Source organism: Stenotrophomonas sp. CFBP8980, assembly GCF_034046095.1.
Classification (GTDB): Bacteria; Pseudomonadota; Gammaproteobacteria; order Xanthomonadales; family Xanthomonadaceae; genus Stenotrophomonas; species Stenotrophomonas lacuserhaii.
Map to the genome: position 1 here is coordinate 173,278 of NZ_JAXCXF010000006.1, position 25,669 is coordinate 198,946.

At 67.2% G+C, this 25,669-nt stretch carries 20 protein-coding genes; 10 read left to right on the forward strand and 10 right to left on the reverse strand.

The window, feature by feature from the left end; translation table 11 throughout:
* Nucleotides 1–82: 82 nt before the first annotated feature.
* From SOM47_RS13750 to SOM47_RS13770, 5 genes are all read left to right on the forward strand, one after another.
* Nucleotides 83–1,138, forward strand: a complete 1,056-nt coding sequence (locus tag SOM47_RS13750) for a LacI family DNA-binding transcriptional regulator (protein ID WP_042613961.1) — start codon at nt 83–85, stop codon at nt 1,136–1,138.
* A 44-nt stretch (nt 1,139–1,182) separates the two neighbouring features.
* Entirely contained in the window at nt 1,183–2,499 is a 1,317-nt protein-coding gene (locus tag SOM47_RS13755) for a sugar MFS transporter (RefSeq protein ID WP_042613960.1), read from the forward strand.
* A 5-nt stretch (nt 2,500–2,504) separates the two neighbouring features.
* Entirely contained in the window at nt 2,505–3,500 is a 996-nt protein-coding gene (locus tag SOM47_RS13760; protein ID WP_320505891.1) for a carbohydrate kinase family protein, read from the forward strand.
* On the forward strand, nt 3,500–4,687 hold the full coding sequence (locus SOM47_RS13765) for an AGE family epimerase/isomerase (RefSeq protein WP_320505892.1): 1,188 nt from the start codon (nt 3,500–3,502) through the stop codon (nt 4,685–4,687). Before SOM47_RS13760 ends, SOM47_RS13765 begins: the two co-directional genes overlap by 1 nt.
* 246 nt (nt 4,688–4,933) lie before the next feature.
* On the forward strand, nt 4,934–7,573 hold the full coding sequence (locus tag SOM47_RS13770; protein ID WP_320505893.1) for a beta-mannosidase: 2,640 nt from the start codon (nt 4,934–4,936) through the stop codon (nt 7,571–7,573).
* Nucleotides 7,574–7,801: 228 nt separating this feature from the next.
* Here SOM47_RS13770 and mtnC read toward each other — a convergent pair whose 3' ends face one another.
* From mtnC to SOM47_RS13795, 5 genes are all read right to left on the reverse strand, one after another.
* Nucleotides 7,802–8,497, reverse strand: a complete 696-nt coding sequence (gene mtnC, locus SOM47_RS13775; RefSeq protein ID WP_042613957.1) for an acireductone synthase — start codon at nt 8,495–8,497, stop codon at nt 7,802–7,804.
* A gap of 6 nt (nt 8,498–8,503) precedes the next feature.
* Entirely contained in the window at nt 8,504–9,058 is a 555-nt protein-coding gene (locus tag SOM47_RS13780) for a 1,2-dihydroxy-3-keto-5-methylthiopentene dioxygenase (RefSeq protein WP_182656796.1), read from the reverse strand.
* Between the two features lie 89 nt (nt 9,059–9,147).
* Nucleotides 9,148–9,789 (reverse strand): methylthioribulose 1-phosphate dehydratase, encoded by a 642-nt coding sequence (locus SOM47_RS13785; protein WP_320505894.1) that lies wholly within the window; start codon nt 9,787–9,789, stop codon nt 9,148–9,150.
* Nucleotides 9,790–10,206: 417 nt separating this feature from the next.
* Nucleotides 10,207–11,631: an amino acid permease gene (locus tag SOM47_RS13790; RefSeq protein ID WP_042613954.1), complete on the reverse strand. Its 1,425-nt coding sequence runs from the start codon at nt 11,629–11,631 to the stop codon at nt 10,207–10,209.
* 98 nt (nt 11,632–11,729) lie between these two features.
* The gene (locus tag SOM47_RS13795; RefSeq protein ID WP_192083407.1) at nt 11,730–13,205 is read right to left on the reverse strand and encodes an amino acid permease; all 1,476 of its coding nucleotides are present in this window, start codon (nt 13,203–13,205) and stop codon (nt 11,730–11,732) included.
* Between the two features lie 181 nt (nt 13,206–13,386).
* Between SOM47_RS13795 and SOM47_RS13800 the strand changes: the two genes are divergently transcribed.
* On the forward strand, nt 13,387–13,959 hold the full coding sequence (locus SOM47_RS13800) for an NUDIX hydrolase (RefSeq protein WP_320505927.1): 573 nt from the start codon (nt 13,387–13,389) through the stop codon (nt 13,957–13,959).
* Nucleotides 13,960–14,041: 82 nt separating this feature from the next.
* On the opposite strand, the gene serA is transcribed toward SOM47_RS13800, so the two are convergent.
* A complete protein-coding gene (gene serA / locus SOM47_RS13805; protein WP_320505895.1) occupies nt 14,042–15,286 on the reverse strand; it encodes a phosphoglycerate dehydrogenase in 1,245 nt (414 codons plus the stop codon).
* A 170-nt stretch (nt 15,287–15,456) separates the two neighbouring features.
* Here serA and SOM47_RS13810 point away from each other — a divergent pair, with 170 nt between their 5' ends.
* From SOM47_RS13810 to SOM47_RS13825, 4 genes are all read left to right on the forward strand, one after another.
* Nucleotides 15,457–16,845 carry a D-2-hydroxyglutarate dehydrogenase gene (locus tag SOM47_RS13810; protein WP_320505896.1) on the forward strand — a complete coding sequence of 463 codons (1,389 nt, stop codon included), beginning with the start codon at nt 15,457–15,459 and terminating at the stop codon, nt 16,843–16,845.
* Between the two features lie 61 nt (nt 16,846–16,906).
* A complete protein-coding gene (locus SOM47_RS13815) occupies nt 16,907–17,221 on the forward strand; it encodes a DUF2388 domain-containing protein (protein WP_042613986.1) in 315 nt (104 codons plus the stop codon).
* Nucleotides 17,221–19,002 (forward strand): DUF7844 domain-containing protein, encoded by a 1,782-nt coding sequence (locus SOM47_RS13820; protein WP_320505897.1) that lies wholly within the window; start codon nt 17,221–17,223, stop codon nt 19,000–19,002. Before SOM47_RS13815 ends, SOM47_RS13820 begins: the two co-directional genes overlap by 1 nt.
* Nucleotides 19,003–19,083: 81 nt before the next feature.
* Nucleotides 19,084–19,542, forward strand: coding sequence for a hypothetical protein (locus tag SOM47_RS13825; protein WP_414715806.1), 459 nt, complete (start codon nt 19,084–19,086; stop codon nt 19,540–19,542).
* 375 nt (nt 19,543–19,917) lie between these two features.
* On the opposite strand, the gene yeiP is transcribed toward SOM47_RS13825, so the two are convergent.
* The 4 genes from yeiP to SOM47_RS13845 form a co-directional block, all read right to left on the reverse strand.
* Nucleotides 19,918–20,484 carry an elongation factor P-like protein YeiP gene (yeiP, locus tag SOM47_RS13830; RefSeq protein WP_320505898.1) on the reverse strand — a complete coding sequence of 189 codons (567 nt, stop codon included), beginning with the start codon at nt 20,482–20,484 and terminating at the stop codon, nt 19,918–19,920.
* A 50-nt stretch (nt 20,485–20,534) separates the two neighbouring features.
* Nucleotides 20,535–21,305, reverse strand: a complete 771-nt coding sequence (locus tag SOM47_RS13835; RefSeq protein ID WP_042613948.1) for an SDR family oxidoreductase — start codon at nt 21,303–21,305, stop codon at nt 20,535–20,537.
* A gap of 852 nt (nt 21,306–22,157) precedes the next feature.
* Complete coding sequence (locus tag SOM47_RS13840) at nt 22,158–24,713, reverse strand: sensor domain-containing protein (RefSeq protein WP_320505899.1); 2,556 nt, start codon at nt 24,711–24,713, stop codon at nt 22,158–22,160.
* Nucleotides 24,710–25,603: a hydroxymethylglutaryl-CoA lyase gene (locus tag SOM47_RS13845; protein ID WP_192083412.1), complete on the reverse strand. Its 894-nt coding sequence runs from the start codon at nt 25,601–25,603 to the stop codon at nt 24,710–24,712. The genes SOM47_RS13840 and SOM47_RS13845 overlap by 4 nt, the downstream gene beginning before the upstream one ends.
* Nucleotides 25,604–25,669 lie beyond the last annotated feature (66 nt).

Consider the following 25,669-nt stretch of genomic DNA (forward strand, 5'->3'; position numbering starts at 1 on the left):
CACGTGCTGCGCATGATCGTGCACGCGCGGCTGGGGCCGTTATGATTCAGGTACCTATCCAGAGCTCAGGGTCCATTACAGGATGAATGACGCCACCGGCAGCAAGGGGCCACGCAAAAGCGGCGACCGCGCGGTCACCGTGACCGACATCGCGCGCGCGATCGGCGTGTCACGGGCGACCGTGTCGCTGGTGCTGCGTGGCAGCCCGCTGGTGAACGTGGATACGCGCGCCAAGGTGGAGGCCGAACTGCGCCGCCAGCGCTATGTGTACAACCGCGCGGCGGCCAACCTGCGCCGGCGCACATCCTCCAGCGTGGCGCTGGTGATCAACGACCTGTCCAACCCGTTCTTCGCCGAGTTCGCCGCCGGCGTCGACGAAGCACTGGGCGACCAGGGCTATGTGACCTTGCTCGGCAGCACCGGCGAATCACCACAGCGCCAGCAGGCGGTGCTGGGCACGCTGATGGAGCACACTCCGGCCGGATTGATCCTGTCACCGGCCGAAGGCAGTGATACCGCGCAGGTGCGCCAGGCCTTGGGGCCCACCGCCAACGTGCTGTTGTTCAACCGTGCACTGGTCGGCGCGGACTGGGATTTCCTCGCGCTGGACAACCAGCAGGGAGCCTATCTGGCGACCCGCCACCTGATCGAACGCGGTCACCGCGAGATCGCCTTCTTCGGTGGCCACGCCGATTCCAGTTCCTGCGAACAACGCCGTGCCGGCTACCAGCAGGCACTGGGCGAGGCCGGCCTGTCGGTCACGCCGCAGTGGCTGATCGAATCGGCGCCGAACCGCCTGGAAGCCGCGCGCCGGGTTGACGAGCTGTTCGTCGGTGGTGGGCGGCCCAGTGCGGCGGTCTGCTACAACGACACCGTCGCGCTGGGGCTGATGCTGGGCCTGACCTCGCGCGGGATCCGTCCCGGCGGCGATTTCGCCGTCACCGGTTTCGATGACATTCCCGAGGCGGCGGTCGCCGTGCCGCCGTTGACAACCCTCACCGTTGATCCGCGGGCGCGCGGACGCCAGGCTGCCGAGCTGCTGCTGCAGCGTGTGCAGGCCCCGGATGCGCCGCCGCAGCGTACCGTTGCCCCCGTGCAGCTGCGCATACGCGAAAGCAGCGCCGCCCGCCCGAACTGATTCCCCTTCCTCATTCAACCACGCGCACCGAGGCGCGAACCCGCATGCCGATTTCATCAACGCCCCGTTTGAACACCACGCCCGGGCAAGGCGCACCGCCGGTCAACACCCGCATGGCGCTGGGCGTGGCCACCACCATCTTCTTCATGTGGGGCTTCCTGACCTGCCTCAATGACATCCTCATTCCGCACCTGAAGGCGGTGTTCGAACTGAATTACGCGCGCGCGATGCTCGTGCAGTTCACCTTCTTCGGCGCCTATTTCCTGATGTCCCTGCCGGCCGGTCGGCTGGTGGCCCACCTGGGGTACAAGAAAGGCATCGTGGCCGGCCTGTTGATCGCCGGCGTCGGCGCGCTGGGCTTCTGGCCCGCCGCAGAGCTGCGCGAGTACAGCGCCTTCCTGGGCGCGCTGTTCGTCCTGGCCACCGGCATCACCGTGCTGCAGGTGGCCGCCAACCCGTACGTGGCGCTGCTGGGTCCGGTGGAAACCAGTTCCAGCCGCTTGACCCTCGCCCAGGCACTGAACTCGCTGGGTACGGCGATCGCGCCGATCTTCGGCGGACTGTTGATCCTTGGCAACACGGTCAAGAGCGCCGATGAGATCAATGCGCTGTCGGTAGCCGAACAGGCCGCCTACCGTGCAGCCGAGGCGCAGTCGGTGCAGGGCCCCTACATCGGCCTGGCGATCGCCCTGGCGCTGCTGGCGCTGTTCGTTTACCTGTTCCGCCTGCCGACGCTGAGCGAGGCGTCCGAGCAGGTCGACGACGGTAAGCAGCACACCTATGCTGCCGCACTGCGCCACCGCCACCTGCTGTTCGCGGTGCTGGGCATCTTCTTCTACGTGGGTGCCGAAGTCTCCATCGGCAGCTTCCTGGTCAACTACCTGTCGATGCCGACCATCGGTGGCTTCACCGAACAGCAGGCCACGCATTACGTGTCCGCCTACTGGACGATGGCGATGATCGGCCGCTTCGCCGGTTCGGCGCTGCTGACCCGCTATTCGCCGCGGCACATGCTGGCCCTGTTCGCCGGCATCAACGTCGTGCTGCTGGGTGCCACGATGGCCAGTTCGGGCCAGGTCGCGCTGTACTCGGTGGTGGCCATCGGCCTGTTCAATTCCATCATGTTCCCGACCATCTTCGCGCTCGGCATCGAGCGTCTGGGGCCGCTGACCAACAAGGCCTCCAGCCTGCTGATCATGGCCATCGTCGGTGGCGCGCTGGTGCCGTACCTGCAGGGCGTGCTGGCCGACCACATCGGTCTGCAGCCGAGCTTCATCCTGCCGCTGGTGTGCTACGGCTACGTCATCTTCTTCGGTCTGGTGGGTGCACGCCTGCCGGCTGACACGACCCGCGGAGGCTGATGCAGATGGGCACCATTGTCTGTTTCGGCGAGATTTTGATCGATCTATTAGCGCAGCCACCGGCCTCGCCGGCCGAGCCGCGCGCCTTCCTGCAATACGCCGGTGGCGCGCCGGCCAACGTCGCGGTTGCCGCCGCACGGCTGGGCGTGGATACCCAGTTCGTGGGCATGCTGGGTCGGGACATGTTCGGTGATTTCCTCGCCGACAGCCTGCAGCAGCACGGCGTGGGCATCGACTACATCGCACGTACCGATGCGGCCAAGACGGCGCTGGCGTTCGTCGCGCTGGATCCGCATGGCGAGCGAAGTTTCAGCTTCTACCGGCCGCCGGCGGCGGACCTGCTGTTCCGCGCCGAGCATTTCCAGGCGGACTGCTTCGCGCAGGCACGCTGCTTCCACGTCTGCTCCAACAGCCTGACCGAAGCGGCCATCGCGCAGGCGACGTTGGAGGGCATGCAGCGTGCGCGCGCGGCCGGTGCCCTGGTCAGCCTGGACCTCAACCTGCGTCCGGCGCTGTGGCCGGCCGACACCGATCCGCTGCCGACGTTGTGGCAGGCGCTGGCGCTGGCCGACGTGGTCAAACTGTCACGTGAAGAGCTCGACTTCCTGGCCGCGCCGCTGGGCGAGGGCGGTGCCGAACAGGTCCTGCAACGGCTGTTCGCCGCGCAGGCGCGCTGGGTGGTGGTCACCGATGGCGCCGCCGCACTGCGTTGGTACACGCGCAGCGCGCAGGGCCAGGCCACCAGCTTCCGTGTCGCCACCGTGGACAGCACCGCTGCCGGCGATGCCTTCGTCGGCGGCCTGCTGACCGCACTGGTCGAACGCGGCGTGGATGCCAGCAACCTGCCGACCTTCTGCAACGACGAAGCGGCGATGCACGAGGTGTTGCGCTTCGGCGCTGCCGTCGGTGCGCTGGCGGTGACCCGCAAGGGCGCTTTCGCGGCCATGCCCTCGCGCGATGAAGTCAACGACTTGCTGCTGCAAACCGAGGAATCGCACTGATGACCCAGACTCCGGACTTCCGTTCGCCGGCTTTCCTGCGCGGCCACATCGCCCACACCATGGCGTTCTACCATCCGCGTTGCATCGATCCGCAGGGTGGCTTCTTCCATTACTTCCGTGACGACGGCAGCGTCTACGATGCAGGGCATCGCCATCTGGTGAGCAGCACGCGTTTCGTCTTCGACTACGCCATGGCTTACCGCGAGTTCGGTGATGCGGCTTACCTGGACGGGGTCAAGCATGGCGTGCGCTACCTGCGCGAGGTGCATCGCAACCCGGCCACCGGCGGCTATGCCTGGACGCTGCGCGATGGCGTGGTGGAAGACGATACCAACCACTGCTACGGCGTCGCCTTCGTGCTGCTGGCGTACAGCTGCGCGCTGAAGGCCGGCATCGAAGAAGCGCGCGGCTGGATGGAGGAGACCTGGCAGCTGCTGGAAACGCGGTTCTACGAGCCGGCGCACGGTCTGTACCGTGACGAAGCCGACGCGCAGTGGAACTTCAGCGGCTACCGCGGGCAGAACGCCAACATGCACATGTGCGAGGCGATGCTGGCCGCGTTCGAGAGCAGTGGCGAGCAGCGCTACCTGGATCGTGCGCTGCAGCTGGCCGACATCATGACCCGCCGCCAGGCCGCCAAGGCCGACGGGCTGGTGTGGGAGCACTACGACAGCGAGTGGAACATCGACTGGAAATACAACCTGGATGATCCCAAGCACCTGTTCCGTCCGTGGGGATTCCAGCCGGGTCACCAGACCGAGTGGGCCAAGCTGTTGCTGATCCTGGATCGCCATGTGCAGGCGGACTGGCTGGTGCCGACGGCGCGCCATCTGTTCGGCGTAGCGGTGAAACGCAGCTGGGACAACGAGCGCGGTGGGTTGTATTACGGCTTCGCGCCGGATGGCAGCGTCTGCGACGACGACAAGTACTTCTGGGTGCAGGCGGAGTCGCTGGCGACCGCGGCGGTGTTGGCGCAGAGGACGGGTGATGCGGTGTACTGGGAGTGGTATGACCGGCTGTGGGCGTATGCGTGGGAGCACTTCGTGGACCATGAGTACGGTGCGTGGTTCCGCATCCTGGATGCGGACAACCGCAAGTACAGTAATGAGAAGAGTCCGGCGGGCAAGGTGGATTACCACACCATGGGCGCGTGTTATGAGGTGTTGAAGGTGGTGCGTTCCGGTTGAGTACAAGCGCGGCGCCTGTTTGATCCTGGGGGCGGCGCCTGCCTTGGTGTCGGGCTGAGGCGGCGGGCCACCCTGCGCGTGACACGCCGTGAACCCATCCATGGGGGCTCGTTTCCGCCCGTCCGGGGCTCCAACGGTCCCGCGCAGGGTGGCCCGCCGCCTCCGGAAAACTCCCCGCGCGTGCGGCCGGTCAAGCGTGTTGGTCGGTCGTGCGCTGCGGGGATCATTGTTGAGACGGGGGTTGGGATGCAGATCCGGGATGCGTGGGTGCGGTTCGGTGCGGTAGTGCTGGCGTGTCTGTTGCCGGTGCTGGCGCAGGCCGGTGTGCTGGAGGCGCGCTGGGAATTCCGGCTGCTGCCGGGTGGGGCGCAGGTGGCGGCGCATCCGGAAGCGGCAGGCTGGGGCGCGGCGCAGGTGCCGGGCAGTGTGCATACCGATCTGCTGGCCGCCGGCTTGATCCGCGATCCGTATGTCGGTTCGCCCGAGGCGCAGCTGCAGTGGATCGGGCTGGCGGACTGGGAGTATCGCGCCGGCTTCGATGTGGACCCGGCAACGCTGGCGCGCCCGCACGCCGAGCTGGTGTTCGAAGGGCTCGATACCTTCGCCGAGGTGGAACTCAACGGCCAGCCGTTGCTGCGCGCTGACAATGCGCACCGGACCTGGACGGCGCGTGTCGACGGCCGCCTGCAGCCGCGGGGCAACGTGCTGCGCATCGTCTTCCGTTCGCCGATCACCCGGTTGCTGCCGGCCGTGCAGGCAATGCCGCACAAGATCGCGGGCAACTATCCCTCGCCTTATGGGGATGAGCCGCGCGATGCGATGGTCGGCAACTTCGTGCGCAAGCCGGCCTACCATTTCGGGTGGGACTGGGGCCCGCGCTATGTCACCGCGGGCGTGTGGAGGCCCGTACGGCTGGAAACTTGGGGCGCGCAACGGGTGACCGACCTGGCGGTACGCACCGAGGCGCTGGATGCCAACCTCGCTGCGTTGACCGCCCTGGTCGAGGTCGAACATGCCGGCGCCGAGGCGACGCTGCCACTGCGGCTGGAGGTGCGCGATCCGGACGGCAAGCCTGTAGTGCAGGTGGTCCGCGATGTGCTGCTGAAGGCGGGAACGCAGACGCTGCAGGTGCCGTGGCAGGTCCCGCAGCCGCGTCGCTGGTGGCCGGCCGGGCAGGGCGCGCAGGACCGTTACAGCGTGCGGGTTGCGCTGGGTGCGGGCGACGAGCCAGCACTGCAGGCCAGCCGCCGGATCGGCCTGCGCAGCGTGGAGCTGCGGCGCGACACGGATGCCCAGGGTGGCCAGGGCTTCGCCTTCGTGATCAATGGGCGCGAGGTGTTCGCCAAGGGGGCCAACGTGATTCCCTTCGATGCGTTCCCCGCACGCGTGGACACCGCCCGCCTGCGCACCCTCCTCACCGCCGCGCGCGATGCCAACATGAACATGCTGCGCAACTGGGGCGGCGGTTATTACGAAGACGATGCGTACTTCGAGCTGGCCGACGAGCTCGGGCTGATGGTCTGGCAGGACTTCATGTTCGGCGGCGGCATGCAGCCGGGGTTCGATCCGGCGTTCCGGCAGAGCGTGGTCGCCGAGGCCCGCGACAACGTGCGGCGGCTGCGCCACCACCCCAGCATCGTGCTGTGGTGTGGCAACAACGAAGAAGAAACGGCGTGGAAGGATTGGGGGCATGGCCGCGATCTGGAAAAAGCCGATCCTGCGTTCGCCGCCCGTGTATGGCAGGGCTACGTGGACCTGTTCGGGCATGACCTGCGCGCCGTGGTGGCCGAACAGGGCCTGGGTGTCCCGTACTGGTCCAGCTCGCCCAGCAACGACCTGGATGACAAGGCCAACGACTCCACCCGTGGTGACAAGCATTACTGGCAGGTATGGGGCAATCCGGCGTTGCCGGTCGGTGCCTACCTGAAAGAAACGCCGCGCTTCATGTCCGAGTATGGCCTGCAGTCCTGGCCGTCGCAGGCCATGGTCGACCGCTTCGCCACGCGTGCCGAGCAGCGCATCGACAGCCAGGTGATCCAGGCGCACCAGAAATTCATGGCCGGGCAGGGCAACGAACGGCTGCTGCATTACATCCGGCTCGGCTATGGCGAGCCGGCCGATTTCCCCGCGTTCCTGTACCTGTCCCAGGTGATGCAGGCTGAAGGCATCCAGTTGGCTGCGCTGCACCACCGGGCGTCGCGTCCGTACACCATGGGTTCGCTTTACTGGCAGCTCAATGATGTGTGGCCGGGTGCGTCGTGGTCGGGCATGGACCACGACGGCAACTGGAAGGGATTGCATTTCCAGGCGCGTCGCTTCTTCGCCGACCTGGCCGTGGCGGCGCTGCGTGATGACGGGGTGACCCGCGTGAGCCTGCTCAACGACACTGCGCAGCCTCACTCGGTGCGCTGGCGGCTGCGGGTGATGGACCTGCAGGGGCAGGTGCTGGCAACGCAGGAACAGGCGGTGATGCTGGCGCCGGGATCAGCCACCGAGGTCGGGCGTTTCAGTGATGCGCGCCTGCTGGGCGCGGCGGATCCGGCGCGCACCATCGCCGTGGTCGAACTGCTGCAGGGCGAGCGGGTGCTGTCGCGGCAGGTGGTCGGTTTCGTCGAGGCGCGCGATCAGGCGTTGCAGCCCGGACAGCTGCAGGCAAGCCTGCAGGGCGAGGGCGATGCGCTCGAAGTGGTGCTGCAGGCACGCGGGCTGGTGCGCGCGGCATGGATCGATTTCGGGGCAAACGAGGTGGTGCTGGAGGACAACCTGCTGGACCTGCTGCCGGGCGAGCGCCGGGTGCTGCGCGTGCGCTCGGCCAGTGACGCCGAGACGCTGCGCGCAGCCCTGCGCGTGCAGACCCTGGGCGACGTGCTGGAAGAGAGTCGGTAGCGCCGAGCCATGCTCGGCGGCCGTGCGCGGGAAGGCCCCCGCCGAGCATGGCTCGGCGCTACCAGGGCAGTCCCGCGCGGCGCAGGTGCGAAAACGCTGCGCGCAGCCCTGCGCGTGCAGACCCTGGGCGACGTGCTGGAAGAGAGTCGGTAGCGCCGAGCCATGCTCGGCGGCCGTGCGCGGGAAGGCCCCCGCCGAGCATGGCTCGGCGCTACCAGGGCCGCTCGCTCAGAGCGTGATCTGCTGGAAGTTCTCTACCCGGTCATGGCCGTGCGTACCCTCGCCGCTGCGCGGCAGCGGGTAGTCGTCCAGGCGGTCCAGCAGGCGCGTCTGCAGGCCGGCTTCGCGCGCCGCATCGAGTTCTTCCACCACGTCGGACAGGAACACGATCTCCGCGGCGGGCACGCCGATGGCCGCCACGATACGGCGGTAGCTGTCCGCCTCGCGCTTGCCGCCGATTTCGGTATCGAACCAGCCGGACACCAGCGCGGTCAGGTCGCCGGCCTCGCTGAAGCCAAAGAACTGCTTCTGCGCCGGCACCGAGCCGGAGGAATACACGTACAGCGGCAGCCCGGCGGCATGCCAGCCCTTCAGCACCGCGGCGACTTCCGGATAGAAGTGCGCCTTGTAGTCACCGTTGCGGTAACCGGATTCCCAGATCATGCCCTGCAGCGCCTTCAGCGCCGTGTGCTTGCGGTCCTGGTCGATCCAGCCCTGCAGCGTTTCGGCCACCACGCTGTCCTGGCAGGCGCCACCGATCTCGGTGGCCACCGCATCCAGCCAGCGCCGGACCTGCGGTTCGTTGCCATGGGCGGCGATGAAGCCGGGCAGCGCCTGGCGTGCATACGGGAACAGCACGTTCTTGACGAACGAGATGCTGCTGGTGGTGCCTTCGATATCGGTGAGGATGACGCGCGGCTGCATGGATCTTCAGGCCTGGGTAGGGACGTAACGGGGGAACTTCTGCGCGATGTCGGTGCCGGTGAAATGACCGACCCAGCCATCGGCTTCAGTAAAGAAGCGGATCGCCACGAAGCTTGGTTCATCGCCCATGTCGAACCAATGGTTGACGCTGTCCGGCACGGCGATCAGGTCGTCCTTCACGCATTCGATTTCGTAGACCTTGTCGCCCACGTGCAGGGTGAACAGGCCGGACCCCGCGACGAAGAAGCGGACTTCGTCTTCCTTGTGGAAATGCTCGTCGAGGAACTTCTTCCGCAGTTCGGCACGGTTCGGGTTGTCCGGCGCGATCGACGCGACATCCACGCTCTTGAACCCGCGTTCGGCGACCAGCCGGTCGATGTCGGTGCGGTAAGCGGCGAACACCTCTTCCTGGCTGGCGCCCGGGGCGACCGGCTGGCTGGCCTGCCAGCGCTCGAAGGTGACGCCGATCTTCTGCAGTTCGGCGGCGATCAGCGCGCCGTCCTGGGAGTCCAGCAACGGGGCGTCGGGGGCAGTGTCGTTGTAGATGCGCAGTCGGCTCATGGCGGCAGCTTGAACGTCGGGGGGACGGGTAGGGTAGCAGCGCGGCGCGGCGGGGTCAGATTCCAATCGGCCATGTGACCCCTCCGGATTCAGCCTCGCAGGCGGCGCAGTTCCAGTTCGCAGTGGAACAGGAACTCGAACGCTTCCAGGTGACGGCGCGCTTCGGCCATGTCGCGGCCCCAGGCGTACAACCCATGGCCGTCGATCAGATAGCCCCACAGGCACTGGGTATCCAGCAGCGCGTCGACCTGGGCGGCCAGCACGTCCATGTCCTGCGTGTTGGCGAACACCGGCACCTCGATGGCCATCTCATGGGTGCTGTTGCCGGCGAAGGCCTTCAGCAGCTCGTAGCCTTCCAGCCGGATGTGGCCCTGCGGTGCGTACAGCCGCGAGGCGATGGTCTGCACCGGGGAATGGGTATGCAGCACGCAGCCGACTTCGGGGAAGCGGCGATACAGCTGGGTATGCAGCAGGGTTTCGGCAGACGGGCGCAGCGGGCGGCCGACGGCCTTGCCGTCGAAGTCCACCACCATGATGTCGTCTTCGATCAGCCGGCCCTTGTCACGGCCGGACACGGTGATCGCCGCATGCTGGTCGTCCAGCCGATGCGAGAAGTTGCTGCTGGTCGCGGGTGTCCAGCCGGCCTGAGCCAGCTCGCGGATGTTGTCGATCAGCAGCTGCGCCAGTTCACTCAGGCGCTGGCTGTCATACGGAAAAAGGGGCGCGTTCATGCGCCCCATTCTATCCGGTCCCGCCGGGCAGGGCGCGTGCCTGGCTCGGTAGTGACGGCCGCTGGCCGTCAGCTCTTGCCGTTGGCAGGTCACGACCGTTGGTCGTTGGTGGGTGACGACCGTTGGTCGTTGGTGGGTGACGACCGTTGGTCGTCACGCTGTCGCTTGCCGCTGCGCTCGCCGAGCATGGCTCGGCGCTACCACTCAGTGGCTCGCTATCTGGTCCCGCCGGGCAGGGCGCGTGCCTGCCCCGGTAGTGACGGCCGCTGGCCGTCAGCTCTTGCCGTGGGTGGGTCACGACCGCTGGCCGTCACGCTGTCGCTTGCCGCTGCGCTCGCCGAGCATGGCGCGGCGCTACCAATCAGTGGCTCGGCGCTGCCAGTCAATGACCCGGCGCTACCCGCTACCCGCTGCCTGTTACCGGCGCAGGCGGCTGTGGCGGAAGCCGTAACCGAAGTAGATAGCGAAACCGACCACGGTCCACACGCCCATCAGCATCCAGTTGTGGAACGTCATGGCCGACAGCAGCGCCATGCAGCTCAGCACGCCCAGGCTGCAGACCAGCCAGGCACCGCGGATGCGGAACGGCCGCGGCAGGTCCGGCTGGGTGCGGCGCAGTACCAGCACGCCGGCACACACCGCGGCGAAGGCGATCAGGGTGCCCATCGAGGTCAGCTCGCCCAGCACGTCCAACGGAAACAGCGCGGCCAGCAGGGCGATGCCGATGCCGGTGATCACCGTGTTGATGTGCGGAGTGCGGTACGTCGGGTGGATCTTGGTGAACAGGGGCGGCAACAGGCCGTCACGGCCCATGATCATGAAGATTCGCGGCTGGCCGATGATCATCACCAGCACCACAGAGGACAGGCCGACCAGCGCGCCGATTTCCACCACTACGCGCAGCCAGCCCAGCGACGGGTGGGCGGCCACGGCCGTCACCACCGGCTCATCGGTGCCCAGCAGGGTGTACGGCACCAGGCCGGTCATGACCGCGGCCATGGCGATGTAAAGGATGGTGCAGATCACCAGCGAGAGCATCATGCCGATCGGCATGTCACGCTGCGGACGGTGCGATTCCTGGGCCGCCACCGAGACGGCCTCGAAGCCGATGTAGGCGAAGAACACCATCGCCGCACCGCGCAGCACGCCTTCCATGCCGAACTGGCCGGGGCCCGTGTTTTCAGGAATGAACGGCTGCCAGTTGGCCGGGTCCACGTACTTCCAGCCCACTGCGATGACCAGGACGATCAGGCCGGTTTTCAGGATCACCATCGCCATGTTCATCGCCGAGGACTTGCGGATGCCGACGTAGCACAGCCAGGTCAGCAGCAGCACCAGGATCGCAGCGGGGATGTTGGCGATAGCTCCGGTGGGGCGCAGCTGGCCGTCCAGTGGCGCGCTGACCAGCGCGGCGGGCAGGTGGATGTCGAAATGGCTGAGCAGGCTGAGGAAGTAGCCGGTCCAGCTGACCGCCACCGCCGAGGCGGAGACGCCGTATTCCAGCACCAGCATCCAGCCGATGAACCACGCCGCCAGCTCACCGAAGGTGGCATAGGTGTAGCTGTAGGCACTGCCGGAAACCGGCACCATCGCGGCGAATTCGGCGTAGGCCAGCGCGCAGAAACCGCAGCAGATGGCGGCCAGAACGAACGACAGCATGATCGCCGGTCCGGCATGGTTGGCGGCGGCCTGGCCGGTGATGACGAAGATGCCGCCGCCGATCACTGCGCCGATGCCCAGTGCGGTCAGGCCCCAGGGTCCCAGCGTACGGGTGAGGCTGAGGCCGTTGGCATCTTCGTGGGCGGCGTGCGGGTGCTTGGTGGCCCACAGTTGCTTGAGCATGGGTGTGTGTTCTTGTCGGTGTGTGCAGGCAACCGGTGCCTGCGGGATGTGCTGGTATCAAAGCAGACGGGCCGGCCAGGAGCCGACCCGTCGACGTATCAGGAGGACTTGGCCAGCTTGCTGTTGCGCATGCCGTAACCGAAGTAGATCAACAGCCCAAGCACGGTCCAGCCGATGAACAGGTGCCAGTGTTCGCGGAAGGCCATGGCGAACAGGGTAAGGCACGCCAGCGCACCCAGCGGACAGATCAGCCAGGCCATCGGCACGCGGAACGGACGCACCAGTTCCGGACGGGTGTAGCGCAGCACCAGCACGCCCACGCAGACGGTGGCGAAGGCCAGCAGGGTGCCCATCGACACCAGTTCACCGAGTACGTTCAGCGGCATCATGCCGGCCAGTGCCGCGGCGATGACACCGACGATGATGGTGGCCACGTAGGGCGTCTTGAAGCGCGCATGGACCTTGCCCAGGAAGCCCGGCAGCAGGCCGTCGCGGGAAATCGTGTAGGCGATGCGCGTCTGGCCCATCATCATCACCAGGATCACCGAGGACAGGCCGGCGATGGCGCCGATCTCCACGGCGGTTTTCAGCCATGCCAGCTGCGGATAAGCTTCCAGCGCGGTGGCGACCGGCTTGGCGGTTCCCAGCTGCTGGTAAGGCAGCAGGCCGGTCAGCACCAGGCACACGATCACGTAGATGATGGTGCAGACGGCCAGCGAGCCGAGCAGGCCGATCGGCATGTTGCGTTGCGGGTCCTTGGTCTCGCCGGCGGCGGTGGACACCGCATCGAAGCCGATGAAGGCGAAGAACACGATCGAGCCGGCGCGCAGTACGCCACTCCAGCCGAACTCACCGAAGGTGCCGGTGTTCTCCGGGATGAAGGGCTGCCAGTTGGCCGTGTCGATGTGCGAGGCGCCAAAGCCGATGAACAGGCAGATCACGCTGACCTTGATCGCGACGATGATGCCGTTGACGAAGGACGACTGGGAAATGCCCACGTACAGCAGGCCGGTCAGCACCGCCACGATCAACACCGCCGGCAGGTTGAACAGCTGCCCCGAGGCGACGAACTGGCCGCCTTCCCAGGCGATGGGGGCCGAACTGAGGGCGGCCGGGAAGGGCATGTCCAGCGTGGTGGTCACAAAGCTCAGCAGATAGGCCGACCAGGCAACGGCCACCGACGCGGAGGCAAACAGGTACTCCAGTACCAGGCACCAGCCGATGAACCAGGCCATGCCTTCGCCCAGCGTGGCATAGGAATAGGAATAGGCACTGCCGGAGACCGGCATCATCGCGGCGAACTCGGCATAGCACAGGCCGGCCAGTGCGCAGGCCAGGCCAGCGGCCACGAAGGACAGGGTGACGGCGGGGCCGGCATGGAACGCCGCGGCCTGGCCGGTCATCACGAAGATGCCCGCACCGATCACCGCACCGATGCCGAGCAGGATCAGGTGTTTTGCCGTGAGCGTCCGTTTCAGGGTGGCTTCGCCGTCCAGGCGGCCTTCGATGGGTTCGCCAGCGTCAACGTGTCCGGCTGGCTCAACCGGTTTGACCCTCAACAGAGCTTTCAGCATGCGGTACTTCCCTAGGTGGTCGTGGGGTGGCCGGCGATGCGTTGCCGCCGGCGCGTATGGTTGGTGAAGGCCATGCGAATGGCTCGCTGTACCTTAGCCAAAGCTGAAGGTGATGCACAAGCCGCATGTGCAACATTTTCTGGCGATAATGGCCGATACTTTTGCTGAACGCGTGGCGGACATGTCGGAAACTGTCGCAACCCTTGCCCTGCTTGACGATCCGTTGCGTCAACTGCTTCGTCGATACGCGCTTGAAGTGCCTGTGCAGGGCGACTTGTCTGACGAATTCAGCACACTTCTGGATGATCCGTTGGATCCGTTTCTTCGCGAGCGGCTGGAAGGCCATTTCACTGGCAGCGCATGGCTTGTGAGCGCCGATGGGCAACGGGTTCTACTGACCCACCACCGCAAACTGGACCGATGGCTGCAGCTGGGTGGCCATGCCGATGGCGATCACGACCTGGCCCGCGTGGCTTTGAACGAAGCTGAGGAGGAATCAGGGCTCTCCGGGCTGTCGCTGGACGATCCGGCGATCTTCGACCTGGACAAGCACTGGATCCCGGAGCGTCACGACGTGCCGGGGCATTGGCACTACGACGTGCGTTTCGTGATCCGCGCGGGCGCTTCGGAAGCCTACGCGATCAGCGAAGAGTCGCTGGCGCTGGCCTGGCGCGACATCGCGCAGATCGTCGCCGACCCGCAGGCGGATGAGTCGCTGCGGCGGATGGCCCGCCGCTGGCTGAGCCGCAGGTAGCGCCGAGCCATGCTCGGCGAACCCTATCCGGTTGCGCCTGCAAAGAGCCGCCGAGCATGGCTGGGCGCTACCGATCCGCTGGTCAGCTGTACAGCACGCGGGTGCGCAGGGTGCCGGGGATGGCGGCCAGTTCATCGCGAACGGCGGCCGCCTGCTCCACGCTGGCGGTGATGTCGATCACCACGTAGCCCACCTTCGCGTCAGTGCGCAGGAACTGGCCGTCGATGTTGACATTGTGGCGCGAGAAGATCTCGTTGACCTTGGACAGCACGCCCGGCACGTTGCGGTGGATGTGCAGCAGGCGCAGGCTGCCGTCGTGCTCGGGGAGGGTGACTTCGGGGAAGTTGACCGCGGTCAGGGTGCTGCCGTTGTCGCTGTAGCGCACCAGCTTGGCCGCCACCTCGATGCCGATGTTGTCCTGCGCTTCCAGCGTGCTGCCGCCCACGTGCGGGGTCAGGATCACGTTGTCGTGCGCGGTCAGCGGGGATTCGAAGAGGTCGCCGTTGCCCTTGGGTTCCACCGGGAATACATCCAGCGCCGCACCGCCGATGTGCCCGGAATTGAGCGCTGCATCCAGCGCCGCGATGTCGACGATGGTGCCGCGCGCGGCGTTTATCACATGCGCGCCGCGGCGCATCTTCGCCAGTTCCGTCGCGCCGATCATCCACTGCGTGGCGGGGGTCTCCGGCACGTGCAGGGTGATGATGTCCGAGCGTTCCAGCAGGTCGTCCAGGCTGACCGCGGCGCGCGCGTTGCCCAGCGCCAGCTTGGCCTCAACATCGTGGAAGATCACCTGCAGGCCCAGCGATTCGGCCAGTACGCCGACCTGGGTGCCGATATGGCCGTAGCCGATGATGCCCAGCGTCTTGCCGCGCACTTCGTGGCTGCCGGCAGCCGATTTGGACCAGCCACCGCGGTGGCATTCGGCGTTCTTCTGCGGGATGCCGCGGGTCAGCATGATGGCTTCGGCGATCACCAGTTCGGCCACGCTGCGCGTGTTGGAGTAGGGCGCGTTGAACACCGGGATGCCGGCCAGTTCAGCCGCGTCCAGGTCGACCTGGTTGGTGCCGATGCAGAAGCAGCCCACCGCGATCACGCGCTTGGCCTCGGCCAGTACCTCGGCCGACAGCTGGCTGCGCGAGCGGATGCCGACGATGTGGGCTTCGGCGATGCGCGCCTTGAGCTCCTCTTCCGGCAGGGCCTTGGAATGCAGTTCGATCTGGCTGTAGCCGGCCGCAGAGAACACGTCCACGGCGGTCTGGCTGACCCCCTCCAGCAACAACACGCGGATATCCTGCTTGGGGTAGGAGGTCTTCTTCGGCGACATGGGACGGCACGGCCAGTGGGACAAGGGCTGATCACTATGCCAGATGCGGCTGCCCATGGTGCACTGCGGAATTGGTTGCAGACGTAGCCATTCCGATCGCGCGCAGGGCTGGACGCTGGGCTGCCGCGCTGGCACGCTTTCCCGTTCTGCCTGTGTCTGCCTGGACTGCCATGACCGATCCCCGCGTTGCCTCCCTCCAGCAGGCCGTTCCCGACCTGCGCCTGAAGACCGACGCGGCTGATCTGGAGCATTACGGGCGCGACTGGACCCGGCGCTGGACTCCGGCACCATTGGCCATCGCGTTGCCGGCCAGCGTGGAAGAGGTGCAGGCGGTGATGCGCTGGAGTGCTGCCCAAGGCGTTGCCGTGGTGCCGTCGGGCGGACGTACCGGCCTGTCCGGCGGCGCGGTGGCGGCCAACGGCGAACTGGTGCTGAGCCTTGAGCGCATGAGCAAGGCGCTGTGCTACGACGCGGTGGACCGGACCCTGGTGGTGCAGGCCGGCATGCCGCTGGAGGCGCTGCACAACGCGGCGCTGGAGCACGGGCTGATCTACCCGGTGGATTTCGCCGCGCGCGGCTCCTGCTCGATCGGCGGCAACATCGCCACCAATGCCGGGGGTATCCGCGTGATCCGCTACGGCAACACCCGCGAGTGGATCGCCGGGCTGAAGGTTGTCACCGCTGACGGTGAGCTGCTGGAGCTCAACAAGGGCCTGATCAAGAACTCCAGCGGCTATGACTTCCGCCAGCTGCTGATCGGCTCGGAGGGCACGCTGGGGGTGATCGTGGAGGCCACGGTGAAGCTGACCGATCCGCCGCCGGCCAGCAACGTGATGCTGCTCGCCGTGCCCAGCTTCGAGGTGCTGATGCAGGTGTTCGCTGCGTTCCGTGCGCGGCTGCAGCTGCAGGCCTTCGAGTTCTTCACCGCGCAGGCGCTCAGGCATGTGCTGGCCCATGGTGCGCAGGCGCCGTTCGACGAGGTGCATCCGTATTACGTGGTGACCGAATTCGCCGCCGGGGACGAAGCGCAGGAGGCGGCGGCGATGGCGGCGTTCGAAGACTGCATGGGCAATGGCTGGGTCATCGACGGCGTGATCAGTGCCAGTGACGCCCAGGCCGCGCAGTTGTGGCGCCTGCGCGAGGGCATCACCGAGGCGGTCGCACGTTACAAGCCGTACAAGAACGACGTATCGGTGCGGATCTCGGCGATGCCGGCGTTCCTCGCTGAGACCCAGGCGCTGATCACCCAGGCTTACCCGCAGTTCGACGTCGTGTGGTTCGGCCACATCGGCGATGGCAACCTGCACATCAACGTGCTCAAGCCCGATGACACCGGCGATGCGGAGTTCCTGCAGCAGTGTGAGCAGGTAACCAAGCTGCTGGCGCAGGTGCTGGCACGTTTCGATGGCAGCATTTCCGCCGAGCACGGCATCGGGCTGGTCAAGAAAGCCTACCTGGACAGCACCCGCGGGCCGGCCGAAATCGGCCTGATGAAGGCGGTCAAGCGCGCGTTTGATCCGCAAGCCCGGCTGAATCCCGGCAAGGTCTTTGATCTCTGAGCTGCCGTTTGCGTCAGGGGTCGGGTACGCTCTGCACGATCCCTTCACGAGTAGACCGATGATGACCCGACTGCCTTCGCTGCTGGTTCCCTTCGCGCTGTCCCTGCTGGCGCTGCCGCTGGCTGCGGGTGCTTCCAGCTTCGCCGGAACTTCGGCGGGCTCGGCCTCCGGTGCCTCGTCCAATTCGTCGGGCAGCAGCTCCGGCGATGACAAGGTGATCCTGGCTGCGCGCGATGATGCAGCCGCCTTCGTTGCCAGCGATGGCCAGATCCGTGGCGCCCGCCTGCAGGCGGCGCTGGTCCATCTACGTGAGCAGGATGCGGCGGCCCGCGCAACCAGCGACCTCGCGCTGGCCCAGGCGCTGCTCGCGCGCTGATGACGATGCGCCGCCACGCGTGGTTGGCGTGGTGGCTGCTGTGCCTGGCACCTGCCACGCAGGGGTTCGAGCTGGTACCTGACCTGCACGGGCTGGACGCCGGCGAACGCGCCCGTGCCGAGCGCGCCGTGGATGCCGTGGCCCAGCGCCTGCCTGGCACGCTGCGCGCGGCGCTGCCACCGCAGGTGCCGGTGCGCTGGGTCGATACGCTACCTACGCATGTTGCCGGCCGCGCGTTCGCCGGCGACATACAGCTGCAGCGATCTCTGCTTGATGGCCATGGAGACGCGGCTGGCCGTGTGCTGCAGGCCGCGCTGATCCACGAACTGGTGCACGTGGCTGATCGCGCGCAGGCCGGTGGATGGTCGGGCCAGGCGCGCTTGCGCGAACTGGCCGGATGGCAGCGCCGTCCCTGGAAACTGGGGCGCAGCGCGAATCGTTTCAGTGACCGCAGCCCGGACGACTACGAGCGCAAGAGTGCCGCCGAATACCTGGCGGTCAATGCAGAGCACTGGTTGCTCGATGCGGACTTCGGTTGCCGCCGTCCGGCGCTGGCGACCTGGCTTTCCGCGACGCTGGGCCCGACGCCACGGCAGGCGGACTGCGATGCCGGCGTGCCACTTCTCCAGGCCGGTGCGGAGGAAGGTCTGGTTGAACTGATGCGACTGGATCCGGCGCGCGTTTACGCGGTGGATTACCTGTTCGCCGAGAGCGGCGACGTACCGATGAGCCGCTGGGGCCACAGCATGCTGCGGCTGGTGATCTGCCGCGAGGGCAGGGTGCCCGGACCGGCCTGCCGCCTGGACCTGGACCAGCACCGGGTGCTGTCGTTCCGCGCGTTCGTGGGTGATGTCGAGCTGTCCAGCTGGCGTGGCCTGACCGGTGGCTACCCCTCACGCCTGTTCGTGCTGCCGCTGCAGCAGGTAGTGGATGAGTACACCAAGGTGGAACTGCGCGGCCTTGCCTCGCTGCCGTTGCAGCTCTCCGCGCAGGAGATTGCCGGCCTGCTCGAGCGCAGCGCGCAGGTGCACTGGAGCTACGACGGTCGCTATTACTTCATCGGCAACAACTGCGCGGTGGAAACGGCCAAGCTGCTGCAGGCGGGCGTGCCTGCGCTGCAGGAGGCCGGCATCGAACGCATCAGCCCGCGCGGGCTCCGGCGCAGGCTGGCGCGGCTGGGCAGGCTGGATGAAAGCGTGCTGGATGACCGCGCCGCGGCGATCCGCGAGGGCTACTACTTCGAATCCAGCGACCAGCACTACGACCTGCTGTTCGCGGCGGCGCGCGAGGAACTGTTGCTGCCGGCGCGTGATGCGCAGGCATGGCTGAAGCTGGACGCCGCAACGCGTACGCCGTGGCTGCAACGTGGCGGGCTGCGCGCCACTGCCGGCCTGCTGCTGCTGGAGCAGGCCGCGTCCGCACGCGCCGAGCTGCGTGCGCGCGACACATTGAAGCGTGCCCTGCTGTCAGAACGTGACAGCGACGGGGCGCGGCAGTTGCAGACGTTGCTGGAGCAGGCAGGGCAATGGCTGCAGCCCGGCGCGTTGCTGGGTGGGCCGGGGTATGGACTGCCGCAGGCCGATGAACTCGCCGCGTTGCAGCCACGGCTGCTGGCAGCATCGACGCAGGCACCGCAGGCCTGGAAGCAGTTGCGACGGCAGATGCGCGTGCAGCTGCCAGTGCAGCAGCGGCAGGAGCTGGACACGTTGGATGCCAACCTGCGTGCACTCCGGACGCATCTGCGTGCGCAGGCCGCCACGCCGGCTCCGGCGGGAATCTGAACGCCACGCCTGGCGTTTCCCCTCGCGTTGACGGTGCGGATGTTAGCGTGGTGTGCTGTTGAATGATGTCGAGGAGCGCACATGCGTCCATCTTTTTTCCTGCTGCCCACCGTGCTGGTGGTTGCCTTGGCCGTCGCCTGCCAGCCTGCGGCGGATCCGGAACCGAACCGCGAGGCCGCCGCTGCTGGGCCTTCCGATGCGCCGGCGGCGGTTGTTGCTCCGGCCGCCGAGGGGCGTTCCTCCGACGCCTTCCGCGCGACCGGCAACGAGCCGGGCTGGTTGGCTGAAGTCGCCGCAGGTGGTGCTTCGGCGCTGCGCGTGGAAGTGGATTACGGCCAGACACGGTACGAGGTGGTTGCCCCCACACATGGCCCGGATGGCTGGGCCGGCGCGGCTGCCGATGGCACGCCGATCAAGTTGAGCGTGCAGCGGGTGCCGTGCCAGGACGATATGAGTGGCAAGACCTTCGATGCGAAGGCGATGCTGACCGTGGGCACGCGCCAGCTGCACGGCTGCGGGAGTTTCAGCGCGGTGCAGTGAGCTGAGAGCTACAGCCAGAGCCAAAGCTGCACGGCTGCGGGTGGGCGGGACGGGCTGGCTGTGCAGGACACGCCGTGAATCCGTCCGTGGAGGCTCGCTTTTCGCATCCATGCGAAAAGACGGTCCTGCACAGCCACCCCGTCCCACCTTCGACAGGTTCAGGGTGGCCATGCAACCTGCAACCGCTTTTTTCTCCCCCACCTGCGGCTGGCGGCACCGGAAACTGTCCGGGGCCGGGCGGGTGGGGTGCAGGGGACCGTCGTGAGGCAGGAGCCGAACGCGAGCCTACAAGGACGTACTTGCGGCGTGTCCCGTGCAGCCCACCCGCCCGGCCCAGTCCATGTGTGGGCACCGCGAAAACAATGACCTCGACACTCAGTCGGCGCGGCCGCCGAATTCGCCGGTGGCGGTGTTGACCAGCACGCGTTCGCCGTTGGCGATGTACTCCGGCACCATGATTTCCAGGCCGGTGCTCAGCTTGGCCGGCTTCGGTCGCTTGGTGGCGGTGCCGCCCTTCATTTCCGGCGGGGTCTCCACCACTTCCAGCACGACGCTGGTCGGCAGCTGGATCGCCACCGGCTGGTCGTCGATCACCTGCACGTAGATGCCGGCCAGGCCGTCGGTGATGTAGCCGGCGTCATCGCCGATCACGTCTGCATCCAGGGTGTAGGAAGTGTAATCCTCGTCGTCCATGAACACGAACGCTTCGCCATCTTTGTACGAGTAGGTCGACAGGCGGCGCAGCAGTTCCACTTCCGGCAGGTTGTCATCGGAATCGAAGCTGGCGTCGAGCTTGTTGCCGCCCGGCACGCTGTACATGATGAAACGGAAGCGGACATTGCCGCCGCGGCCCTGCGGCGAGCTGCGTTCGATGTCGCGGATCTGGTACACGCCGTTGTTGTATTCGACGACGTTGCCCTTCTTGATATCGCTGGCTTTCATGGTGGTGTAGGTCGGTTGGGGGAGGGCGCCGTCCCGGCGCCCGGGGGGAATCACTTCGGAGCGAGCCGGGTGGCGCCGTCCAGGCGGATGGTCTCGCCGTTGATATAGGTATTGCCGAGAATGTAAGCGACCAGGCTGGCAAAGTCTTCCGGCTTGCCCAGTCGCGACGGGAACGGGATCGAGGCGGCCAGCGATTCCTGCACGGCCGGCGGCATGCCGTCGACCATCGGCGTCCAGAACACGCCGGGGGCGATGGTGTTGACGCGGATGCCGAAGCGCGAGAGTTCGCGGGCCATCGGCAGGGTCATCGAGACCACGCCGCCCTTGGAGGCGGCATACGCGGCCTGCCCGATCTGCCCTTCATAGGCGGCGATGCTGGCGGTGTTGATGATCACCCCGCGCTCGCCGTCCGGACCGGCGTCGTTGTGCTGGATGCGGTTGGCCGCGGCCTTGGCGAGGTTGAAGCTGCCGACCAGGTTGACCATCACCGTGCCCTGGAAACCGGCCAGCGGCATCGGGCCTTCCTTGCCCAGCACGCGGCCGGCGCCGAGGATGCCGGCGCAGTTCACTGCCACGTTGAGTCCGCCGAGGAAGGCGTGGGCCTGTTCGATGGCTTCGGCCACGGCGGCCTCGTCGCTGACGTTGACCTGCTGGTAGGACGCGTTCGCCTGTCCCAGGGCGGCGACGGCGGCGGCGCCTTTTTCATCATTGAGGTCGAACAGCGCGACCTTGCCGCCGTGGGCGACGAGGTGTTCGGCCACGGCCAGGCCGAGGCCGGAAACACCACCGGTGATGACGGCACGTACGTTGGACAACTGCATTGCACGGTCCTGCTGGTTCAAGAGCCCGCGATTCTAGCGGAAGGCGCGTGCGGGGCCGTTGTGCAGTGCGTTGGGATGGGGGTATGGATGCCGGGCTTGCAGCCCGGCGCCTGCGTTCTGGAGCAACGGCTAACGTCAAAAGCCGCGGGGCTGTGTGTTGGCGGGGCGGGGTGGGTTGGCGGGGGACGGCAAAGACTGCATCCATGCGGGCCTTGTTTCGCGCCATCCATGGCGCTCAACGCCCCCGCCAACCCACCCCGCCCCACCTTCGACAGGTTCACGGCGGCCCTGGTAGCGCCGACCCATGGTCGGCGGAGGGTGGGGGAAATGGGGTCTGATGGGCCCGCGACCATGGGTATGCCGGTCGTCCTGACCGGCACCCTGCGGGCCGTCGCAGGCGACGTTGGCAGCGGCTCCTGCCGCTGCCTTCGGCGCTACCGCGCCCGTTTTTTCTTCCCCCAGTGCGGTGGCGGCGCACTGAAACCGTACCGCCCTGGTAGCGCCGACCCATGGTCGGCGGATGGTGGGGGGGATGGGCTCTGATGGGTTCCGCCGACCATGGGTCGGCGCTACCGCGCTCGCTTTTTTCTTCCCCCAGTGCGGTGGCGGCGCACGGAAACTGTCTGGGGTCGGGCGGGTGGGTTGCGGGGGACCGTCGTGAGGCAGGAGCCGAACGCGAGCCTACAGGGGTGAGTGCGCATTGCTTGCGAGGCACTGCCTCGCATGCGCTCGAACGCACAGCCGCCAGCGGATGGGCCGGTCCGCGGAGCGGGACTTGCGGCGTGTCCCCTGCAGCCCACCCGCCCGGCCCAGCCAAGAGATCGCGGCTTCTCGCCACCACCGCAGAAAAACCTACTTCAACTTCCTCACGAATTCTTCCGGCGTCAGCCCCGGGGCGAACAGGAAACCTTGGCCGACATTGACCCCCAACCCCATCAGATAGCGGCGCTGGGCCTCGGATTCGATGCCTTCGGCCACCACGCCCAGCCCCAGGCTGCGGGCAATCCCGCAGATGGCTTCGCATACCGCCATGTCCGAACGGTCACCGGGCACGCCCTCCACGAACAACTGGCTGAGCTTGAGCCCGTGGATCGGCAGCCGGCGCAGGTAATTCAGCGCGCTGTAGCCCTCGCCGAAATCATCGATGGCCAGCATCACGCCCATCTCGCGCAGCCGGGCGAAGGTGCGCAGGGTGTCCGGGGCGTCCTCGATCAGCACGCGCTCGGTGAACTCCAGCTCCAGTGCGGTGCCGGGAAGATGGAACTCATCCAGCGCCTGGCGCACCTTCAGTGCCAGGTCGTCGCCGGTGAACTGGCGGTAGGACACATTGACCGCCACCCGCACCAGGCCGAGGCCTTCGTCCTGCCACTGGCGGACCTGGCGGCAGGCCTCGCGCAGCGCCCATTGGCCGATCCGCACGATGTCACCAGTGCTCTCTGCGTGGGCGATGAACAGGTCCGGGCGCATCTCGCCCAGCTGCTCGTTCTGCCAGCGGATCAGCGCCTCGGCGGCGATCACCTCGCCGGTGCGCAGGTTGACCTGCGGCTGATACACCAGGCGGAATTCATCGGCTTCCAGTGCGCGGTGCAGCCGGCTTTCGATCTGCAGGCGGTCGTGCTGGGCCTGCGCCAGCGCGGGTGAAAACACCTGCCAGCCATTGCGGCTGCGGCGCTTGCAGTCATACATCGCGGTGTCGGCGTTCTGGATCAGCTGTTGCGGGCGCAGGCCGTCGCGCGGCGCGCACGCGATGCCGATACTGGCAGTGACCACGAACTCGTCGTTGCCGAATACGAACGCAGGTTCGAACGCAGCGGTGATGCGCTGGGCCAGCCGTTCGGGCTGGTCGGGCTGGTCGCGGGTATCGCAGATGACCAGGAACTCATCACCCCCAAAGCGCGCCAGCAGCCCTTCGGTGCCGATTGCGTGGGCGATCCGGCGGGTGGCCTCCACCAGCAGTTCATCGCCTGCGCTGTGGCCGAGCAGATCGTTGACCGTCTTGAAACGGTCCAGGTCGATGTACAGCACCGCGACCTTGCAGTGGGTCGGATTGGACAGCCGCACCCCCAGGTCGCTGAGCACCGCATCGCGGTTCATGATGCCGGTCAGCGGATCGGTACGCGCCTGGATGCGCAGGGTTTCCTCGGCCTGCTTGCGCTCGGTGATGTCCTGCACGGTGCCGGCGATGCGCGCGGCGTCCACGTCGCCTTCCGACACCTCGCCGATCATGCGCACCCAGAAGGTGTGGCCATCGGCGCGTTGGCCGCGCAGTTCCAGGGTGAAGCTGCTGCGCGCCTCCACGCTGGCCGCCAGCGCCTGCTGCAGGGCCAGCCGGTCATCGCTGCGCAGGCACTCCATCAGCTCGGGCATGTCATCCAGCGGCAGATCCTGGCCGAGGATCCGGCGCGCTTCGTCGGTCAGGTACAGGCGCGCCAGGCCGCGATCCCACTCCCAGCCGCCGATGTGGGCCAACGACTGGGCGCGGTCGAACAGCGCGTTGTTGCGCTTGAGTTCGGTGATGTCGCTGAACATCGCGAACACATGGTCGGCGTGGTCGCGCCCGTTGCCGAACACCGGCACGTTGGTGATCGACAACCACAGCATGCGGCCGCGCGGTCGGTGGTACAGCCCGACGATGGTGCTGCGGATGACCCGGCCCGCCTGGAAGCAACGGTTGGCCGGCCATTGGTCATGGCCCAGCAGGTGCCCGTGTTCGTCCACCACGATCCAGTCGCGCGGGTCGAGCAGGGTCTGCAGGCTGGAGCCGGTGCCGGCCGTGCCCAGGATCCGGTGCGCGGCCGGGTTGGCCGATAGCACGTGCAGTTCGCGGTCGAACAGGATCACGCCCTTGTCGATGGATTCCATCAACAGGCGATAGCGGGACTCGGCCTGCCAGCGCCCGCTCAGGTCGCGCGCCACCGCCACGATGCACGGTTCGCCCTGCAGTTCGAAGCCGGCCGAGTGCACCTCCACCGGAAACCGGCTGCCGTCACCGCGCATGTTGGTGACTTCGATGACATAGGTGTCGCCGCGTTGCAGGGCGGCCCAGACCGGTTCCAGGTGATCGCTGGGCAGGTCCGGGTTCAACAGTTCGATCGGCTGGCCGACGATGGCCTCGCGCGGGCGGCCGTAGGCGCGCACACCGGCGCGGTTGAGGTCCATCACCACCCCGGTCGAACTGAGGATGCTGACCGGGTCGGGCACCGCATCGAACAGGGCGGCATAGCGCTGCTCGGCGTCCTGCCGCTGCTGCATCGCTTCGTCCAGCGCCTGACGGGCCTGCTGCAGCAGTGCGTGCTGTTCGGCACGATGGGGCTGGGAAAGGGCGTGGTCCAGTGCGGCCCGTGCGTCGCTCTGCGTGGCGGGGTGTCCGCCAGCGGCCAGGTCGTCGCACGGGCCGCGGCGGCTCATGTCGGTGCCATCGCCTTGCCGACGCGGCTGCCGGTGGGCCGGCCCAGCAGCGCCGACAGCCAGCGGCCGATCCCGGCCAGCGGCTCCAGCTCCACGCCGGTCCGCATCCCCATCCCGTGCAGCAGGTACACCGCATCTTCGCTGGCCACGTTGCCGCTGGCGCCCTTCGCATACGGACAGCCACCGGCGCCGGAGACCGCGCTGTCGACCACGCGCACGCCGGCCTCCACGCAGCTGGCGATGTTGGCCACGGCCTGGCCGTAGGTGTCGTGGAAATGCACGGCCAGCGCATGCATCGGCACCTCGGCAGCGACTGCCTGCAGCATGGCCCGCGCCTTGCGCGGCGTGCCCACGCCGATGGTGTCGCCGAGCGATATTTCGTAACAGCCCATGCCATGCAGGGCGCGCGCCACGCGCACTACCTCGCTGACTGCAACCTCTCCCTGATAGGGGCAGCCGAGCACGGTGGACACATAGCCGCGCACGCGCACGCCATCGTCGGCGGCACGCCGCAGGATCGGTTCAAAGCGCGCCAGCGATTCGTCGATGCCGGCATTGGTATTGGTGCGGTTGAACGTTTCCGAAGCGGCGGTGAACACCGCTACTTCCTGCACCCCCGCCGCCAACGCGCGGTCGTAGCCCTGCTCATTGGGAACCAGCACCGGATAGGCCACGCCCGGTGCACGCTGGATGCCGGCGTACACCTCGGCGGCATCGGCCAACTGCGGCACCCAGCGCGGGCTGACGAAGCTGGTGGCTTCGATGCTGCGCAGGCCGGTGGCCGACAACCGGTCGATCAAGGCAATCTTGTCAGCCGTGCTGACCGGCTGTTTCTCGTTCTGCAGGCCGTCACGCGGGCCTACTTCGACGATGCGGACGTAATCAGACATCCCTGCGCCTCCCGTGGGTGGGGCGGGCGGCAGGGCAGGCAAGGGCAGGGCAGCAGGCAACGATCA

Coding starts and splice junctions, on each gene's coding strand:
- SOM47_RS13750 (WP_042613961.1), top strand. CDS start 83: ATGAATGACGCCACCGGCAGCAAGGGGCCACGCAAAAGCGGCGACCGC.
- SOM47_RS13755 (WP_042613960.1), top strand. CDS start 1,183: ATGCCGATTTCATCAACGCCCCGTTTGAACACCACGCCCGGGCAAGGC.
- SOM47_RS13760 (WP_320505891.1), top strand. CDS start 2,505: ATGGGCACCATTGTCTGTTTCGGCGAGATTTTGATCGATCTATTAGCG.
- SOM47_RS13765 (WP_320505892.1), top strand. CDS start 3,500: ATGACCCAGACTCCGGACTTCCGTTCGCCGGCTTTCCTGCGCGGCCAC.
- SOM47_RS13770 (WP_320505893.1), top strand. CDS start 4,934: ATGCAGATCCGGGATGCGTGGGTGCGGTTCGGTGCGGTAGTGCTGGCG.
- mtnC (WP_042613957.1), bottom strand. CDS start 8,497: ATGCAGCCGCGCGTCATCCTCACCGATATCGAAGGCACCACCAGCAGC.
- SOM47_RS13780 (WP_182656796.1), bottom strand. CDS start 9,058: ATGAGCCGACTGCGCATCTACAACGACACTGCCCCCGACGCCCCGTTG.
- SOM47_RS13785 (WP_320505894.1), bottom strand. CDS start 9,789: ATGAACGCGCCCCTTTTTCCGTATGACAGCCAGCGCCTGAGTGAACTG.
- SOM47_RS13790 (WP_042613954.1), bottom strand. CDS start 11,631: ATGCTCAAGCAACTGTGGGCCACCAAGCACCCGCACGCCGCCCACGAA.
- SOM47_RS13795 (WP_192083407.1), bottom strand. CDS start 13,205: ATGCTGAAAGCTCTGTTGAGGGTCAAACCGGTTGAGCCAGCCGGACAC.
- SOM47_RS13800 (WP_320505927.1), top strand. CDS start 13,387: ATGTCGGAAACTGTCGCAACCCTTGCCCTGCTTGACGATCCGTTGCGT.
- serA (WP_320505895.1), bottom strand. CDS start 15,286: ATGTCGCCGAAGAAGACCTCCTACCCCAAGCAGGATATCCGCGTGTTG.
- SOM47_RS13810 (WP_320505896.1), top strand. CDS start 15,457: ATGACCGATCCCCGCGTTGCCTCCCTCCAGCAGGCCGTTCCCGACCTG.
- SOM47_RS13815 (WP_042613986.1), top strand. CDS start 16,907: ATGACCCGACTGCCTTCGCTGCTGGTTCCCTTCGCGCTGTCCCTGCTG.
- SOM47_RS13820 (WP_320505897.1), top strand. CDS start 17,221: ATGACGATGCGCCGCCACGCGTGGTTGGCGTGGTGGCTGCTGTGCCTG.
- SOM47_RS13825 (WP_414715806.1), top strand. CDS start 19,084: ATGCGTCCATCTTTTTTCCTGCTGCCCACCGTGCTGGTGGTTGCCTTG.
- yeiP (WP_320505898.1), bottom strand. CDS start 20,484: ATGAAAGCCAGCGATATCAAGAAGGGCAACGTCGTCGAATACAACAAC.
- SOM47_RS13835 (WP_042613948.1), bottom strand. CDS start 21,305: ATGCAGTTGTCCAACGTACGTGCCGTCATCACCGGTGGTGTTTCCGGC.
- SOM47_RS13840 (WP_320505899.1), bottom strand. CDS start 24,713: ATGAGCCGCCGCGGCCCGTGCGACGACCTGGCCGCTGGCGGACACCCC.
- SOM47_RS13845 (WP_192083412.1), bottom strand. CDS start 25,603: ATGTCTGATTACGTCCGCATCGTCGAAGTAGGCCCGCGTGACGGCCTG.